The sequence below is a fragment of the Maribellus luteus genome, assembly GCF_003576475.1.
Taxonomy (GTDB): domain Bacteria; phylum Bacteroidota; class Bacteroidia; order Bacteroidales; family Prolixibacteraceae; genus Draconibacterium; species Draconibacterium luteum.
Map to the genome: position 1 here is coordinate 15233 of NZ_QWGR01000004.1, position 17954 is coordinate 33186.

Genomic DNA, 17954 nt, shown 5'->3' on the forward strand with positions numbered 1-17954 from the left:
ATGTTTTGTCGGTCTGCTTTTCTTTTATCTGACAGCAAAATGAATATCGTTTTGCCGATTTTGCTATATTTGGTCGGAATTGCCGACTAAATGAAAGTTCAATTTAGACACATATCAACCTACCTTATATTTTGTTTTGGTTTGCTGTTTAGTTCTTCGCTGTTTGCCATGGATCAGAAGATAGATTCCTTGAAAACTGCATGCCTCACCGAAACGGATTCCATCAAATTGGTGGACAATTATAATGCATTATCGGTCTATTTTACTTACTCCAATTCCGACAGCTCGCTTTTTTATGCGCAAAAAGCTTTCGATCTGGCAAAAAAGGCGGGCTATCGCAAAGGAGAAGGCACCGCACTGTTTCGCATCAGCTATTGCTACGATCAATCCGGGCAATGGAACGATGCCATCAACAACCTCCAAAATGCCATCTCTATTTTTGCAGAAATCAAGGACACTTCCAATATTATTGCCTGCCAGCTAAACCTTGGTCTTATATACTCCTATGGTGCCGACCTTGTAAAAGGACTCGAGTATACCATCCGCGCTAAAAATCTGGCAGAAAAACTCAATGATGACCACTTTGGATTAACCGAAGCCTACACCAACATTGGCTGGTACTACGAATACCTGAAAGAATACCGCGGTGCTTACCGCTATTACATGAAAGCCCTCGAAATAGCCGAGCAGACTAAGGAAGTGGATTACATAGCAGTGATTTCCACGGGTTTGTGTTTTGTAAACATCAAACTCAAAAAGCTTGATGAGGCTCTGGACAACCTAAAAAAAGCACAGGAACTTCTGCCTCAAATCGAAGACCTTCATTTCGAAACCCAGGTAACCATTTTGTTTGTGTATTATTATCTCGAAATCGATGACCTGTTGGCGGCCGAAAAAAACGTCCGAAAAGCCGAGCAAATGATCAACGAGCAAAACTTTGAGCGGATGAGAGCCGACCTGGCTTACCTCGAAGGGAAGCTTTTCTTAAAACAGAAGAAATCGTCTGATGCTTTGGCCTGTTTTAATAGCGCGCTTACGTTGTGCGAAAAGATGGACCGACACGATCTCGTCAAAGACATTTATAGTGCAAAAACAGAAGCTCTGGCCGAATTGGGACAATACAAAAGGGCTTACGAGATTCAGCAACTTGCCAACAAGTCGAATGCAATGCTGCAGCCCAATAAAATTGCACAGGTCCTTGGAGAATTTGAACACCAGGAACAGGCGCAGCTCCAGGCGAAACTAACCGAAGAAAAAATCAGGAACGATAAATTCAAAAGCCGGATTAAATTACAAATAGCAGCATTTGCAGCGATTATGCTGGTTATTGTTGTAATTATTCTTGGGTACTTCTTGTGGATAAAAAGAAAACATGCCGGAGTTTTAAAAGAAAACTACGAAACCATACATGAGCAAAAGGTATTACTCGAAAGAAACCTCCGGCGAATGGAAGAAGACGAGCGGAAACTAAAGGAACTAAATGCAACCAAAGACAAGTTTTTTTCGATCATTGCACACGACCTTAAAAATCCATTCAACGTACTGATCGGAATCTCGGACCTGCTTCGCACCAACAGCGATATCAAAAATTCCAAAGACTTTGAAACGCTGATAGAAGGGATGTTTCAAACCGCTACTTCGGGTTATAATTTGCTGGAAAACCTGCTTGAATGGTCGCGCACACAAACCGGAAACCTTCAGTACAAACCACAACCCTTCCACTTCAACAAGGTTCTGTCTTCCAACGAAATACTATTCAAAGAAGCCGCCAAATCAAAAAGCATTACCATTAACTGGCCTTCCATCCACGAAATGGTGGTGGCTGATTTCAATATGGTCAATTTCATTTTCCGCAATCTTCTGAACAATGCCATCAAGTTCTCTTATGAAGGAGATACCATCGATGTTTCGGTTTCAGCCAACGGAAAAATGGTAGAATGCAATATCCGGGACAACGGTATTGGCATGGACGAAGAAACCCTTCAAAAGTTGTTCAAAATTGAACATTCTGTTCAGAAAGATGGCACAGCCAAAGAAAAAGGTACAGGACTTGGCTTGATACTCTGCAAGGAATTTGTCGAAAAAAATGGTGGCAAAATCTGGGTCGATAGCAAACCGGGAAAAGGCAGCATTTTTGGCTTCAGCTTACCTCTTAAACGAGCGTAAATTAGGTTAAAGTAAGCATTTAGTCGACCAAGAGTGCGCACACATGCCGCATGAAATACCGGAGAAACGAAGAATATTAAAGTAAAACTCCCATCTTTGCAGAGAACCAGGACCGCAGCAACACGTTTTGAAATGCCGGGTCAGATTGAAATTCTTTGACAAGAGATCCCTCTCATTTTATTGAAACGATAAAAGCTAAACTACAATACAACTATTAACGATTCGCGCCGAATGAAACCGATATTTTACTTCTTTTTCATTGCCTGTCTTTTTACGGCCTGCTCTTCCGAACAAGTGCCCCGTCACGTATACACCCTTGAAGAAGGTTGGAAATTTATTAATCAGGATATCGAAAACGGACAGAAACCAGGAATAAACACGGATACATGGGAAACGGTAACCATTCCCCATGACTGGGCCATTAAAGGTCCGTTTGACAAGGAGATTGACAAACAAACCGTACGAATCGAGCAAAACCAGGAAAACACTGCCACCGAGAAAACCGGCCGTACCGGTGCTCTACCATACATTGGAGTAGGTTGGTACCGAAAAAGCTTTGAAGTACCTGAATTTCAAAAAGGCAAGAAAGTGTTGCTTGTTTTTGATGGGGCCATGAGTGAACCGCAGGTCTTTATCAACGGAGAAAAAGTTGGTGAGTGGAAATACGGATATGCTTACTTTTATTTCGACATCACCAAATATCTCAAGCCCGAAAAAGAAAACCTGTTGGCCGTACGCCTTGAAAACCTCGGAGAATCATCGCGCTGGTACCCCGGTGCCGGTTTGTACCGGAAGGTTCAGCTCGTTGTAAAAGACAACACCAGTTTCAAACAGTGGGGCACTTTTATAACTACACCTCATGTTTCTGAAACAAGTGCACAGGTCAACATCAAATCGGAAATCGATGGCGAAAACATAAAAGTGGTAACCGAGATCAGGGACGAAAAAGGAAAGGTGGTGGCATCCGGAACTACAGAACAACTTTTTGGCAGCAAAACAGAGCAAAATCTGGCCGTTCCAAACCCCCAACTGTGGGATACCGAAACGCCTCATTTGTACTTCGCCACCATGAAACTTTACTCGGGGAACAAGTTAAAAGATGAGCAAACCATCCGTTTTGGCATACGCGATGTAAAATACGAACGCGGGAAAGGCCTTGTTTTAAACGGCAAGGTAACCAAGTTCAAGGGAGTTTGCCTGCACCACGACCTGGGGCCATTGGGAGCCGCGGTAAATGTCACTGCTCTGAAACGCCAGCTTACCATTTTGAAAGACATGGGCTGCAACGCCATTCGTTCCTCACACAACATGCCGTCGCACGAACAACTGGAGCTTTGCGACGAGATGGGCTTTCTCTTTCTGGCGGAGAGCTTTGATGAGTGGAAACGCCCCAAGGTAAAAAACGGCTACAATCGTTTTTTTGATGAATACGCCGAAAAAGACATCGTCAACCTGGTTCGTGCAACGCGTAATCACCCTTGTATTGTAATGTGGAGTGCCGGAAACGAAGTCCCCGACCAATGGGGCAACGAAGGCATAAAACGCGGCAAGTGGTTACAGGACATTTTTCACCGAGAAGACCCAACCCGCCCGGTTACTGTGGGGATGGATCAGGTGGCCAACACACTCAAAAACGGCTTTGGTGCTATTTGGGATATTCCGGGATTAAACTATCGCCTGCCACTTTACAACGAAGCCTATGAACGGTTTCCCCAAGGTTTTATTCTCGGTTCTGAAACAGCCTCCACGGTTAGTTCCAGAGGAGTGTACAAATTTCCGGTAGAACAATTCAAACAAAAAACCTACCCCGACGGGCAATGTTCGTCGTACGACCTGGAGGCTTGCTCCTGGTCAAATGTTCCGGACGAAGACTTCTACTGGCAGGACAATTTTGACTGGGTGATCGGCGAATTTGTATGGACAGGTTTCGACTACCTGGGCGAGCCCACACCTTACGACGAATACTGGCCCTCCAGAAGCTCCTACTTCGGCATATGTGATTTGGCGGGGCTTCCAAAAGATCGCTACTATTTATATCGTAGCAAATGGAACACCCGAAAAGAAACGCTTCACCTACTCCCCCACTGGAATTGGGAAGGCCGCGAAGGCGAGACAATCCCCGTTTTTGCATACACCAGTTACGACAGTGCCGAGTTGTTTGTGAATGACAAAAGCATGGGCATTCAAAAGAAAAACAACGACTCTCTTCTGAACCGGAACCGCCTGATGTGGACAAACGTAAAATACGAACCCGGATCTATAAAAATAGTAGCTCTGGATGATTCCGGGAATCCGGCAGCAGAAAAGGAAATTCGGACAGCCGGAACACCTCATCACCTGCTATTGGAAGCGGACCGAAAAAACATTAACGCCGACGGGAAGGACTTGAGCTATGTTACCGTTTCGGTAGTGGACAAAGACGGAAATCTGTGCCCAAATGCAGATAATCAACTTCGTTTTAACGTGGATGGTGCCGGAAAATTTAAGGCAACTTGCAACGGCGATGCCACCTCGCTCGAAATGTTTCATCTTACCACGATGAAAGCATTTAACGGCCAACTCGTAGTTACGGTTGAATCAATCAAGGAAGCCGGAACCATCACGCTCGAAGTTACAGGCGAAGGCCTCGAAACCGCAAAAATTGAATTAGAATCCATATAATTTCAACCATTAATAATCCTGATCAAAATGCAAAAGACGATCCTGTTTATTTTCCTCCTTTCAGTTCTGCTGAATTCATGTAGCTCCTCATCGAAACAAGAAACGGCTGAAACCCGAAAGCCCAACATTGTTTACATTCTGGCCGATGATCTTGGCTGGGGAGATTTGAGTTGTTACGGGCAAACACATTTTGCAACGCCAAATATCGACAATCTGGCCCAATCGGGGATGCAGTTTACCCAACATTATGCGGGATGTACAGTTTGTGCGCCTTCCCGCTCTTCGTTAATGACGGGGCAAACCACCGGGCACACCTTCATTAGGGGGAATAAGGAGTGGAATCCGGAAGGACAATATCCACTGGAAGCAGATGCGGTTACAATGGCCGAAGCCTTAAAAAAAGAAGGATATGCTACCGGTGCGTTTGGAAAATGGGGCCTTGGCTATCCCGGCTCGGAAGGAGACCCGAACATGCAGGGTTTTGATGAATTTTTCGGGTACAACTGCCAAAGAATGGGGCATAACTATTATCCCTATCACCTCTGGCACAACCAGGAAAAAGTGATGCTCGAAGGAAATGCAGGACAACAAACCGGCGAATATGCTCCCGAAGTAATTCACAAACAGGCTCTGAAGTTTTTAGAGGACAACAAAGACAAGCCTTTCTTTATGTACTATCCTTCAATTATTCCGCATGCCGAGCTTTTTGCCCCGGAAGAATACATCGCAAAGTTCCGCGGCAAATTTGATCCGGAGAAAGTTTACAAAGGCGTTGACGAAGGAAAGAACTTTCGGGAAGGCCCTTACGGATCGCAACCCGAATCACATGCTGCGTTTGCTGCTATGGTTGATTATCTGGATATGCAGGTAGGTGAAATTATTGCCAAACTTAAAGATTTGGGCGTTTATGACAATACCCTGATCATATTCACCTCCGACAACGGCCCACACATGGAAGGAGGCGCTGATCCCGATTATTTTGATTCCAACGGGCCATTTAAAGGCTACAAACGTGATTTATACGAAGGTGGCATTCGCGTTCCGATGATCGCTGTTTGGGGTAACAAAATCCAAGCCGGAAGCAAAAGCGATCACATTTCGGCTTTCTGGGATGTGTTTCCAACCGTGGGCGAATTAACCGGCGCACAGGTTCCTGAAAATACAGATGGGATTTCTTTCTTACCAACGTTGCTTGGAGAACAACAAAAAGCACACGAGTACCTGTATTGGGAATTTCATGAAATGGGAGGCCGGAAAGCCATCCGAAAAGGCAACTGGAAGCTTGTTCATTACAAGGTAAACAAACCCGAAGAAACCACAACTGAACTTTACAATCTGGAAACCGATCCGGGAGAAGAAAACAATGTAGCTACCGATCACCCGAATGTGGTTCAGGAACTGGAAGCGCTTATGGAAAATGCAAGAACTCCCTCCGAAATATTTCCTTTTCAAAAATAAGACACAATGATTCATCAAAAAACATATTGCAAAACGGGTGTCTGGGTACTGATCATGACGCTCTCGCTATTTTCCTGCACAAGCAAAGCACCGGAAAAAGTAAAGCCCAACGTATTATTCATCCTTGCGGATGATTACGGCTATCACGATTTAAGCATAACAGGAAGTAAGTTTTACGAAACGCCCAACATCGACCGGATTGCCCAGGAAGGCATGATTTTTACCGACGGGTACGCCGCTTGCCAGGTTTGCAGTCCTTCGAGAGCCAGCATTATGACAGGAAAATTCCCGGCCCGCCACGGAATTACGGACTGGATTGGAGCACCAACCGGCGAAAACTGGCGAAAAGCGGGCCGGTCGAATCAACTTCTTCCTCCTGAATATGTGCATGCCCTTCCACAGGAATGCACCACTCTTCCGGAGGCGATGAAAGAAGCCGGATACCTCACTTTTTTTGCCGGGAAATGGCATTTGGGCGACAAAGGATCGTGGCCGGAAGACCACGGTTTTGACATCAACAAAGGAGGCTGGGACAAAGGAAGCCCGATTGGCGGCTATTTTGCCCCATGGACCAATCCCAACCTCGAAAACGGCCCCGACGGAGAAAACCTGACCATGCGACTGGCAAAAGAAACCGCCGACTTCATCAAAAACAACCGCGATACTTCCTTTTTTGCCTTCCTCTCGTTTTATGCCGTTCACGGACCGATTCAAACCACACAGGAAAAATGGGCAAAATACCGCCAGAAAGCGGAAGATATGGGCATTGCAGAAAGTGGGTTTGAAATGGGACACTTTCTGCCCATCCGCCAGGTTCAGGACAATCCCGTGTACGCCGGTTTGGTTGAATCGATGGACGATGCGGTGGGTTATGTACTGAATTCGCTGGAGGAACTGGGCCTTGCCGAAAACACCATTGTGATTTTTACCTCCGACAACGGGGGCGTGGCAGCCGGCGATGCTTTCGCTACCTCCAACCTTCCGCTTCGTGCAGGTAAAGGCTACCAGTTTGAAGGTGGAATCCGCGAGCCTTATTTCATAAAAGTTCCGGGAATTGGCAACGGTCAAACCTGTAACACTCCGGTAAGCGGAACTGATTTCTATCCGACCCTTCTTGAACTCGCGGGCGCTGATCTTAAACCCGAAGAACATGTTGACGGTGTGAGTTTACTTCCGTTGCTAAGAGGTGAAAGTATTGCTGAGCGGCCACTCATCTGGCACTACCCGCATTACGGAAACCAGGGAGGAGAACCGTCGTCCATTATTCGCAAGGGCGACTGGAAGCTGATCCATTATTACGAAGACGGTCGGGAAGAACTTTACAACCTAAAAGATGACAAGGAAGAAACGAGCGATGTTTCCACTGACCATCCTGACCTGGTTAAACAACTGAGTGAAGATCTTTTTGCCCGTTTGGAAGAAATGGGTGCCAGATATCCGTCGCGCGACCCGGAGTGGACCGTAGAGAAGGAAGAAGAACACCTTCAGCAGGTTATCCAAAAGCGATGGCCACAACTCGAAAAACAACGACTGGAATTTTTATCTCCGGATTTCGATCCCAAAAACAACTGGTGGGGAAGTATGGTTACAAAAGATTGAGTTTTTTTCAGATATGGAAAGTCTTGTTTACTGAAAGTGTTTTACAACATCGTTGAAATTTATTGTAAAATAGTTTTGATACACTTCCGACAAATCCTTTTCAGAATTAAAACACTATTTTGGACCCTGATTTACCAGAAAGAAACTTGAATGAAATCTTTGGGTATACATATTTTTCAAGAGATAAAAAAGGGGAATAATGAGGCTTTTAGCCAGTTGTTCGACGAGTTTTATTCCCCTCTTTGTTTCTTTGCCAATAAATACCTGTCTGATCTGGATTTGTCGCGTTCGCTGGTTCAGGAAGTTTTTGTCGATTTGTGGGCCCGGCGCGAAAAACTAAATATTCAGTTTTCTCCGAGATCCTATTTATACCATTCGGTCAAGAACCGCTCTATCGATTACCTTCGGAAAGAAAAGAAAACAGTCCCGGTGAGCGAGTCGGTCGAAACAGCGGAATCAATCCCGTTTCGTGATTTGATGGAAGAGGCGGAGCTCAACAACCGCATAAACCTAGCCATCCAGCAGCTGCCCGAAAAGTGCCGCGAGGTATTTATTCTTTGTCGTTTTGAAGGTTTAAAATATTCCGAGATCGCCGAAGAATTAACAATATCAGTTAAAACGGTAGAGATGCAAATGGGAATTGCATTAAAAAAGCTAAGAGACAGTCTCTCTGATTATCAAATCGTTAACCTTCTCATTTTTATTCATTCAAAAAAAACTGAAACGCCTTTACAGGGTATCCTTCCTAATTTTCGTCTAAGAGGTGATTAAATCAATAGACGAGTGAACGAACTGCACAATCATACCGATATTCTTATCTGCAAATACCTTTCCGGTAATATTTCTTCAGAACAAAAAAAAGAGTTGGATTCATGGCTTGATTCTTCTCCTGAAAACAAGCAACTCTACTTAAAAAGCAAGAAAGCCTGGCAACTGAGCCACAACTACATCTCCCCTGAAAAAGCAGAGCAGGATAAAACAAACGTACTAATCGAGGTACAGCAACAGCAAACCATTTCCTTTAAACGCACCCGCCGGCAGTTGCTCATCTATAAAATTGCCGCCATGCTTGCTATTCCGCTTACTTTTGCACTTAGCTGGTATTTCCTTCAAAATAGCCAGCAGCCAATGCCGGAAGATTTCTTTTGTGAACTTACTGCCCCTAAAGGACATGTTGCGAAATGCATTCTTCCCGATGGTTCAGAGGTATGGATAAATACAGGCTCCACTCTTACTTACAACACCACCTCGTTTAATCAGCAATCGCGAGAAGTGCAATTATCAGGCGAGGCCTACTTTGAAGTGGCAAAGAATATAGAAAAGCCTTTTAAAGTAGTAACAGAAGAAGCCAATATACATGTAACCGGGACATCGTTTAACGTAAAGACCTATCCAGGAAGTGGCCTTTTCGAAACAGTTCTAGCCGAAGGAGGAATTGAGATGGAACTCAACAACCAAATCCATGAAAAGGTAAAACTGGTTCCCGGAGAAAAAGCTGTCTTCCGAAAAGAAAAAAGAGAAATCTACATTGAAAAGGTAGAAGCAGATTTTTACACCTCATGGCGAAATGGTGAAATATTGTTTAAAGATGCTACGCTCAACGATTTAGTTAAAGAACTAGAACGCATTTACGATATTCGTTTCCATCTTAAAGATCCTAAACTGGGCGAATTTCGCTTCCGGGGTATGTTCAGTTACAACAACAACCTGATTGAGGCCCTGGAAAAAGTAAAACGAACGGCCAACATCGATTACTACATTGAAAACAAGGAGGTGTGGCTATTTAAAAGATAGACAATGTAGAGCACCGAAATTAAACCAATAACTTAAACGTAAACAATATGATCCGAAAATTTTTCTCAGGTTAGTTAGATTTAAGAAAGCAGAATGAAGAAAGAAAAGAGGGACATGTTGGTCGCATTCCCTCTTTGCAAAACCTCATCAGCCTGCTCCAGACTAAATCAGTTTATTAATTTAAAACAACCAAATTTATGAAAAAAAAATCAGAAGCATTGGGAGGGTTCTATCCCGGTGCGAAAAAACTTCTGTTAATTATGAGATTAAGTACTTTTCTCGTATTAATATCGGTTCTTGCTTCCTCTGCCAGCGTTTATTCGCAGGCAACCAAGCTCACCGTAAAAATGAAAAACTGCAAGATTGCAGATGTGTTTGATGCCATTGAGCAACAAAGCGACTTTTATTTCTTTTACAGCCGCGACAATTTCGATGACAATCGATTAGTATCGGTCGACATCGAAGGCAAAACTGTTGAGAAAATACTGGATGAGATCTTTGAAGACCAAGCTATAAGCTATGAAATAGTCAATAAAAACATCCTGATCAAAACAACAAACAAGTTTCCTGCAACATCTGACTTGCAACAAAAGACCGTTTCAGGAACGGTTACAGACAAATCTGGCCAACCCTTACCCGGTGTTACCATTGTTGTTAAAGGCACTACAGACGGAACGATTACCGATGCAGATGGAAAATACTCTCTAACAAACCTTCCGGAAGATGCAATACTCGTATTTTCATTTGTGGGGATGCGGGCACACGAGGTTGGAGTTGAAAACCAAGTTTTAATAAACATTACCATGGAAGTGGATGCTATTGGTTTGGAGGAAGTTGTTGCCATCGGATATGGAACAATGAAGAAAAGTGATTTGACAGGTTCTGTGGTAAGAATCGAAATGGAACAAAAAGAAAACCAAGCAAACGTAAACCTTCTTCAAACACTGGCCGGAACCTCAGCAGGGGTGAATATTGAGGGAAGAGGTGGCGCCGGGAGCGAACCCTCCTTTTCCGTAAGAGGACAGACATCATTATCGGCAAGCAACCGCCCACTCATAGTTATTGACGGGATTATTTATAATGGGTCCATCGCTGATATCAATATCAATGACGTCGAATCAATCGATATCCTTAAGGATGCCAGTGCTGCCTCAGTCTATGGTTCCAGATCGGCCAACGGTGTGATGATTATTACCACTAAAAAAGGGACATCTGAAAGCCCTGTAGTTTCATTCAACATGTATTACGGTTTTCAGGACATGACCAACAACCCTATGCGCGTTATGAATGCGGAAGAATTTGCAGTCAGGCTAGTTGACTGGAGCCACCAAAATCTTGTCTACCAATGGTATACAACAAACCCGACAAGTGCAGTAGGAAGGCCTGTACGACCGGACATTACAAATCGCGAACTAGTGGCTACCTATTTAAAAACCCAGGAGGAACGAGATAATTATCTTGCTGGAAATGAAATTGATTGGGTTGATGAAGTTTTACATATTGCTCCTATGCAAAACTACAACCTAAGCCTATCGGGAAAAAGCGGAGATAGGGTTAATTACTTTGTATCAGGTTCCTATGCCGATGTGGAAGGAATTCAACTAAATGATAAATATAAAAGATTTACCCTACGAAGTAATCTTGTGAGTGAAGTCAATGACTGGCTTTCCCTATCAATTAATACATCCTATTCATATACGGACAACTCAGGACAACCTGCTTCCCTTGGCGATGCTAGAGTAGCAAGTCCTCTTGTAAATAATTTTATCGGAGAATCTTCGTACGATATTTACCTTGGCGGGGAATTATTTCAGCCCTATCCTATGGTTTATACCTACATAGACAATTCAAATACCAGAAATCAACTGCATCTCATTGGCAACGCCAAAATTAAGATTCCTTGGATCAAAGGATTGACAAATGAAATCAACTATTCTAACAGATACACTCAGACCGATAATAATTCTTATCATAATTACAATACACCTTCGGGAGTTTCAAACAGGGGACTTGCCATAAAACAACCTTCTAAAAGCAGAGACTGGATCCTCAATAATATTGTAACATATTCCAAGACTTTTGGCGACCATCAACTGAATTCAACGTTACTTTTCAGCCGTGAAGGAAGATTAGGAGATGCTTCATCTCTTAATGCTCAGGGCTTTGACAACCAGGCCCTGGGATATAACAATATGGGTTTGGGAGAGGTTTCAACCGTTTCTTCTTCGGCCTGGGAAGAAAACAGTCTTTCGTATATGGCCAGGTTAAATTATAGTTACAAATCCAGATATATGATTACAGGTACTATTCGAAAGGATGGTTTCTCAGGATTTGGAGCAGAAAAAAAATGGGCAACCTTTCCTTCTCTTTCACTTGCTTGGGTATTCTCCGATGAATCATTTTTCAGCGACATGGATTTTTATTCCAAGCTAAGAGTTTCATACGGTAAGAACGGAAACCAGGGAATTGGACGTTACTCCAGCTTATCGAGGATGGGAACCCGATATTATGTTTTTGGCCAGACAACAGCTATCGGCCTTTACCCTTCCACTTTAGGTAACGCTGATTTGGGCTGGGAAACAACTGAATCGTATAACCTTGGAGTAGATTTCGGATTTCTGAACAATAAGCTCACAGGATCTGTTGACGTGTATACTTCTGAAACGAAAGATGTTCTGGTTCAAAGACAGCTCCCTCGAGCTGCAGGATATACTAGTGTTTGGGCCAATATCGGAGGACTAAATAACAAGGGAATTGAATTCGAGGTAAGGTCTGTTAATATTGATAACAACAATTTTAAATGGGAAAGTAGTTTTATATTTTCGCTTAACAGAGACAAGATCACCAAGCTTTACGGAGAAAATGATGATGCGGATATCGGGAATCAATGGTTTGTTGGAGAGCCCATAAGCGCCATTTACGATTATAAAATGGCAGGAGGAGTATGGACTGAAGAAGAATTTTTTGCAGGAGACATCCCTTTAAAAGGTTGGTATCCGGGACAGTTCAGATATGTTGACCAGAATCTCGATAGCCTGATTACTCCTGACTACGACAGAACAATAATTGGCTATACAGCACCTAGCTATAGGTTTAGTATAAATAATACGCTATCGTACAAGAATTTCACTTTAAGCTTCCTCATCAATTCCATTCAGGGAGGCGATAAATACTATTTAGGAGATAATGCTTCGAATATAAGTCCTCGCTTTTATATGCAACATAGGATGAATAATTCAGCTATTAATCCCTATTGGAGACCTGATGCACCAACAACAAACACAACTGGAATTTACAACAATCCTCCTCAGGAAAGCGGAATTTACCAAAGCAGGAGTTTTGTTAGACTCCAGGATGTTACGCTCTCCTATAACCTTGGACGGAGTTTACTGGATATCTTAAAACTCCAGGAATGCCAGTTTTATATATCCAGTAAAAATCCATATGTCTGGACGAAGTGGCAAGGTTGGGATCCTGAAACAGGAACCAGCGATACACCACTTATGAGAAACATTATCGCCGGGATAAGACTTAGTCTATAATTTTTTATCCAAAATCAAGGAATTATGAAATCAAAAAATAATAAAGTGATGAAAGAATATTTTTATTCGTTCAGCAAAAAGTGTTTATTGACCGCTGCCATTCTGCTGTCAATGTTACCTTCTTGTAACGAAGATATACTTCAGGAAAAACCACTTGACTTTTTCTCTCCTGACAATGCCTTTCTGACAGAACAGGGAGTAATGCAGGGAATCGTTGCGCTCCACGACCGTGTGCGTATGGCCTACTATTCGTTTGGAGAGTTTGGCACGATGAGCTGGAGGGTTCACGGAAGTGATTTGGGCTATATGGGAGAGGCGCCTCAGCACAATACGTATTATATCAATAGCTATCAGGATGTAAACCCGATCAGAAGATATGTTGTAGACACCTGGAATACAGGCTTTCAGATTATCCAATGGACAAATGTACTTATTGAAAAAATAGAGGAATTGGATGCCGGGATATTTCAAGACGGAGAAGCAGGAAAAAATCTGTATTTGGGCGAGGCTAAATTCTTCAGGGCTTTCGCTTACCGATACCTTGTTTCAACTTATGGTGATATTCCTCTTTTGAAGGAACCAGTTAAATCGGCCAAAGCTGATTTTGTCAGGGACCCAGTATCTGAAATCCATAAACTGATGGAAGAAGACTTTAAATTTGCATCAGAGCATTTGCCCAATCCTGGAGAAGAGGCTGCCCCCGGTAGAATCACAAAAGGACCGGCATTGCATTATCTTGGTGAAACATATCTGGAAAAGGGAGAACCTCAATTAGCTGTTGACGTGCTCACTAAGGCAATTACCAATTTTAATTACGACCTAATGATCGAGCGTTTCGGTAATCACTTAGATAAAGACATATTCGGCTCAGGAGATGCTTACTATGATCTTTTTGGATACGAAAATCACAATCTGACTGAGAACAAAGAAGCCATGTGGGTTATTCAGGTTGAGCCGTTCATCCAGGGTGGAGGATTTGTTCAGGGTGCTTATATTTTTGGTCCCCGTTATTTTGATATAGGGCTGACTCCTGACGGGTACCAGGCTATTCTTGGAACAATATACGATGGCAGGTACACCGGATATTCTGATACACTAAGCAGGGGAACCGCTAACGTCCGTGGCACCAGTCTTGTTTACTATACAATTTGGAAAGATAATTGGAACAACGACACCCGAAATGCGGAGCACAATCTAAAAAGAAACATTTATTTCGACAACCCTGCCTCAGCGTATCATAAGCAAAAAATAGACTTCAGTCTTTACAATCCGCCACGCCCAAATCCTCTAGAGGACACAACAAAGTGTCTTTACCCAGTACACACCAAATTTCTGGATCCTCTAAATTATTTTGAACAACCGAATAGAGCTGGAGGAGGAAGAACCCATAAGGATTGGTACGCCCTTAGGTTTGCAGAAACGTTATTGCTTCGCGCAGAAGCATATCTTGGCACCAATCAGCCCGCCCTCGCTGCAGCTGATGTAAACAGAGTTAGAGCGAGAGCGAATGCAAATCCCGTATCGCCGGAAGCAATAGATATAGATTATATCCTAGATGAAAGGGCCAGAGAACTTTATGGAGAAGAGTGGAGACTCATTATTTTGCGAAGAACAAACAAACTCATAGAAAGAGTAAGAAAGTACAATGACAATCCAGTCATCCCGGGGGCTGATATAGAGCCACATAATGTACTATGGCCTATTCCGCAAAATCAAATCGACCTGAATGTGGATGCTGAATTTCCACAAAACCCTGGTTATGAATAGAACCTAAAACGTAAAAGCAATCGGTCAAACCAAATAAGCTCGGGTCGACTGTTTTAAAAGGGTATCAACTGTTTGGACTCATCCTGAATTCGGATAAATCCAAACAGTTGATTCTAACCCGGAAACGCATGAGTAGGTATACAAAAACGAATAATAGTTTACTTTTCTTAACGAAAAGAGAAATTTAAATTATCGGTCATGGATAAACACGACAACTTGTACATTAAATTCTCCACTGGTTTTCTTTTTCTATTTTTTTTGACGTTGCCCGGCCTGACTTTGGTTTTTCCTGTGTCCGGGAATGCCCAAACCGCTTCGTTAAAACTCTCCACATTCGACATTGACGTTACCCCGCCAGTTGGTCATGACCTGGCTTACGATCCAATGATCCAATCGTGGGACATGGGGTTGCGCGCGAAAGGCGTTATGTTGTTAGGAGCAGGGCAACCCATTGTATTGGTAGCGATTGACTGGATTGGCATTGATGATGCATGTTACGACGAATTTAAACGCGCCCTTGCCTCGGCAGCAGGTACAGTGCCCGAACGGGTGGCAGTCCATTCCCTGCACCAACACGATGCACCAAGAGGCGATATACAAGATGATTTTGTTCTTGCAGTAATTCACCGCCTGGAAATGGCTGTGGTTTATTCGCTGGAAAACACCCGAACGGTCACACACATTGGGCTGGGCGAAGCAGAAGTATATAAAGTGGCTTCCAACAGGCGTATCCTAGACGTGAAAACCGATACGGTGCGGGCACCCCGCTTCACTACCTGTCGTGATTCCGCTTTACGGGCAGAGCCGGAGGGAGTAATCGACCCGATAGTATCGGCTATAAGTTTCTGGGAGGATGAAGAGCCGATAGCCGTCATGAGCTTTTATGCCACACATCCGCAAAGCTATTACCGCACCGGGATACCCAATCCTGATTTTCCCGGCATTGCCCGATTTTTTCGTCAGCTTGCTGTACCCGATGCGTTACACATTCATTTTACCGGTGCCGGCGGTAATATTGGTGCGGGTAAATACAATGACGGCGCGAAGGAAAACAGGCTCATTCTGGCTGAGCGACTGGCTGATGGCATAAAACGGGCCTGGGAGTCTACTGAATTGCAGCCGGTTTCAGCAAATACAATCCACTGGGGAGTAAGGCCGGTTGTTTTACCTGCCGACACTACCAAAAACAATATCTATGTGGAACGATACAAATCCGGAAAGGCAAAGATTGATATCCAGTGTCTTTCGCTGAATAACAATGCATCTGTTCTGTTTATGCCGGGAGAACTGTTTGTGGAATACCAGTTGGCAGCAAAAAAAATGCGGCCGAACCTTTTTGTTACAATGGCCGCTTACGGTGATTATACCCCGGGATATATTCCAACTGTAGCTGCTTTTCCGCAACGGGGGTATGAAGTTGTTGTTTCCAAAGTGACACCCGAATCTGAAAGCATATTGATGGAGGCAATGCACCAACTTTTAAACACCCGGCGCTGATAATCAAAATCTAAAATCCTTCTGAAAAACAATTAAGCTGGAAACAGCCATGGCTAAGAATGTTTGTTTAACAGTGACTTAAAAAAATAACTATTCAAAATAAAAAAGATGAACTCAAAAAATTTCACCAGAAGAAAATTTGTAGGGACTGTCTCTGCCAGTACCCTTGGAGCAGTAGCAATAGGTAGCATCCCTGCATTTGGGGCAACAAAAACAAGTAATAAGCTGGCCATCCTGGGGGGTAACCCCGTGCGTCAAAACAAAAGCTGGCCCGATTGGCCTTATGTCGATAAAAATGTAATGGACTCCATTGAAAAAACAACACAAAGCGGTATTTGGTGCCGGATTCAGGATCGAAAGAACGGTACCGTCGTGAAATTTGAAAGGCAGTATGCAGAGATGATGGGGGTCAACCGCTGTGTGGCAGTGGGTTCAGGAACCCAGGCACTCCACACAGCTGTGGAAGCCCTCGGTCTGGGGCCCGGCGACGAGGTAATCACCTCTCCCTATACCGACCCCGGTACCATTGCCGCCATCCTTTCGGCCAGGGCGCTGCCCGTGCTTGCTGACATTGACCGCTATTCATTTCAGGTAGACCCCGACGATGTGGAACGCAAGATTACCAAAAACACCAAGGCCATTATGCCGGTACACATGATGGGGCAACCCGCCGACTTGGACCGCTTCCTGCAAATGGCCCGCAAGTACAACCTCTTTCTCATTGAAGATGCCTGCCAGGCGCATTTTGCAAAGTTCCGTGGTAAAATGCTCGGTTCGGTTGGCGACATCGGATGTTTCAGCCACCAGTCCTCCAAAGTAATCTCGTGTGGTGAAGGGGGCAGTATCATAAGCAACAATGCGGAGTTAATGGAGCAATGTTACACGGTACAAAACCACGGAACATCCAAGCTTGGTCGCACCGAAACCATCGGCCCAAAATACCGGATGAACGAATTTGAAGGGGCCATTTTACTGGGACAACTTCCCACGGCCATGGAACGCCATGCTGTGCGGAACAAAAATGCGCAGTACCTCACTTCCAAAATCAAAAACATTCCGGGAATCACCCCGCAAAAGCTCTATGACGGAACAGAGGAAGGCTCTTTCTACCTGTACACCATGAACTATAACAAGGAAGAATACAACGGGGTACCCCGGGAAAAATACCTGAAAGCGCTGGCTGCCGAAGGAGTTGGATTAAGTCCTTACATTAAAAACGGTCTGCACAGAGAGCCGTGGGTTGACAATATCATGGGCAGGAAAGAGTATCAGCAAATGTACGGGAAAAGCAGGCTGGAGGAATTTAAACAAGATATGGCCTGTCCTGTGTGCGACCTGGTTTGTGACGAAGAGATGGTTATGTTGTGGGCTTCCGGGCCACTGCTTGGCACAACGGCTGACATGGACGATGTGATCAACGCCCTGGCTAAAGTATATGAAAACCGCGACCAGCTCAAATCCATTTAATTT

The 17954-nt window shown here is 44.0% G+C and carries 10 protein-coding genes; all 10 read left to right on the forward strand.

Annotation, left to right across the window (positions count from 1 at the left end):
* The first annotated feature begins 90 nt into the window (after nt 1-90).
* The 10 genes from D1614_RS08310 (at nt 91) to D1614_RS08355 (ending at nt 17951) form a co-directional block, all read left to right on the forward strand.
* Nucleotides 91-2166, forward strand: a complete 2076-nt coding sequence (locus D1614_RS08310; protein WP_119437459.1) for an ATP-binding protein — start codon at nt 91-93, stop codon at nt 2164-2166.
* A gap of 231 nt (nt 2167-2397) precedes the next feature.
* Nucleotides 2398-4827, forward strand: coding sequence for a glycoside hydrolase family 2 TIM barrel-domain containing protein (locus D1614_RS08315; protein ID WP_119437460.1), 2430 nt, complete (start codon nt 2398-2400; stop codon nt 4825-4827).
* Between the two features lie 27 nt (nt 4828-4854).
* Complete coding sequence (locus D1614_RS08320; RefSeq protein WP_119437461.1) at nt 4855-6285, forward strand: arylsulfatase; 1431 nt, start codon at nt 4855-4857, stop codon at nt 6283-6285.
* Nucleotides 6286-6291: 6 nt separating this feature from the next.
* The gene (locus D1614_RS08325) at nt 6292-7884 is read left to right on the forward strand and encodes a sulfatase (RefSeq protein WP_206609956.1); all 1593 of its coding nucleotides are present in this window, start codon (nt 6292-6294) and stop codon (nt 7882-7884) included.
* Nucleotides 7885-8034: 150 nt separating this feature from the next.
* Nucleotides 8035-8655, forward strand: a complete 621-nt coding sequence (locus tag D1614_RS08330) for an RNA polymerase sigma-70 factor (protein WP_119437462.1) — start codon at nt 8035-8037, stop codon at nt 8653-8655.
* Between the two features lie 12 nt (nt 8656-8667).
* Complete coding sequence (locus D1614_RS08335) at nt 8668-9678, forward strand: FecR family protein (RefSeq protein ID WP_119437463.1); 1011 nt, start codon at nt 8668-8670, stop codon at nt 9676-9678.
* A gap of 197 nt (nt 9679-9875) precedes the next feature.
* Complete coding sequence (locus D1614_RS08340; RefSeq protein WP_119437464.1) at nt 9876-13220, forward strand: TonB-dependent receptor; 3345 nt, start codon at nt 9876-9878, stop codon at nt 13218-13220.
* 24 nt (nt 13221-13244) lie between these two features.
* Entirely contained in the window at nt 13245-14987 is a 1743-nt protein-coding gene (locus tag D1614_RS08345) for a RagB/SusD family nutrient uptake outer membrane protein (RefSeq protein WP_119437465.1), read from the forward strand.
* Nucleotides 14988-15185: 198 nt separating this feature from the next.
* Nucleotides 15186-16484, forward strand: coding sequence for a hypothetical protein (locus D1614_RS08350; protein ID WP_206609957.1), 1299 nt, complete (start codon nt 15186-15188; stop codon nt 16482-16484).
* A gap of 108 nt (nt 16485-16592) precedes the next feature.
* Nucleotides 16593-17951: a DegT/DnrJ/EryC1/StrS family aminotransferase gene (locus D1614_RS08355; protein ID WP_119437466.1), complete on the forward strand. Its 1359-nt coding sequence runs from the start codon at nt 16593-16595 to the stop codon at nt 17949-17951.
* The last annotated feature ends 3 nt before the right edge of the window (nt 17952-17954 follow it).

Coding starts and splice junctions, on each gene's coding strand:
- D1614_RS08310 (WP_119437459.1), top strand. CDS start 91: ATGAAAGTTCAATTTAGACACATATCAACCTACCTTATATTTTGTTTT.
- D1614_RS08315 (WP_119437460.1), top strand. CDS start 2,398: ATGAAACCGATATTTTACTTCTTTTTCATTGCCTGTCTTTTTACGGCC.
- D1614_RS08320 (WP_119437461.1), top strand. CDS start 4,855: ATGCAAAAGACGATCCTGTTTATTTTCCTCCTTTCAGTTCTGCTGAAT.
- D1614_RS08325 (WP_206609956.1), top strand. CDS start 6,292: ATGATTCATCAAAAAACATATTGCAAAACGGGTGTCTGGGTACTGATC.
- D1614_RS08330 (WP_119437462.1), top strand. CDS start 8,035: ATGAAATCTTTGGGTATACATATTTTTCAAGAGATAAAAAAGGGGAAT.
- D1614_RS08340 (WP_119437464.1), top strand. CDS start 9,876: ATGAAAAAAAAATCAGAAGCATTGGGAGGGTTCTATCCCGGTGCGAAA.
- D1614_RS08345 (WP_119437465.1), top strand. CDS start 13,245: ATGAAATCAAAAAATAATAAAGTGATGAAAGAATATTTTTATTCGTTC.
- D1614_RS08350 (WP_206609957.1), top strand. CDS start 15,186: ATGGATAAACACGACAACTTGTACATTAAATTCTCCACTGGTTTTCTT.
- D1614_RS08355 (WP_119437466.1), top strand. CDS start 16,593: ATGAACTCAAAAAATTTCACCAGAAGAAAATTTGTAGGGACTGTCTCT.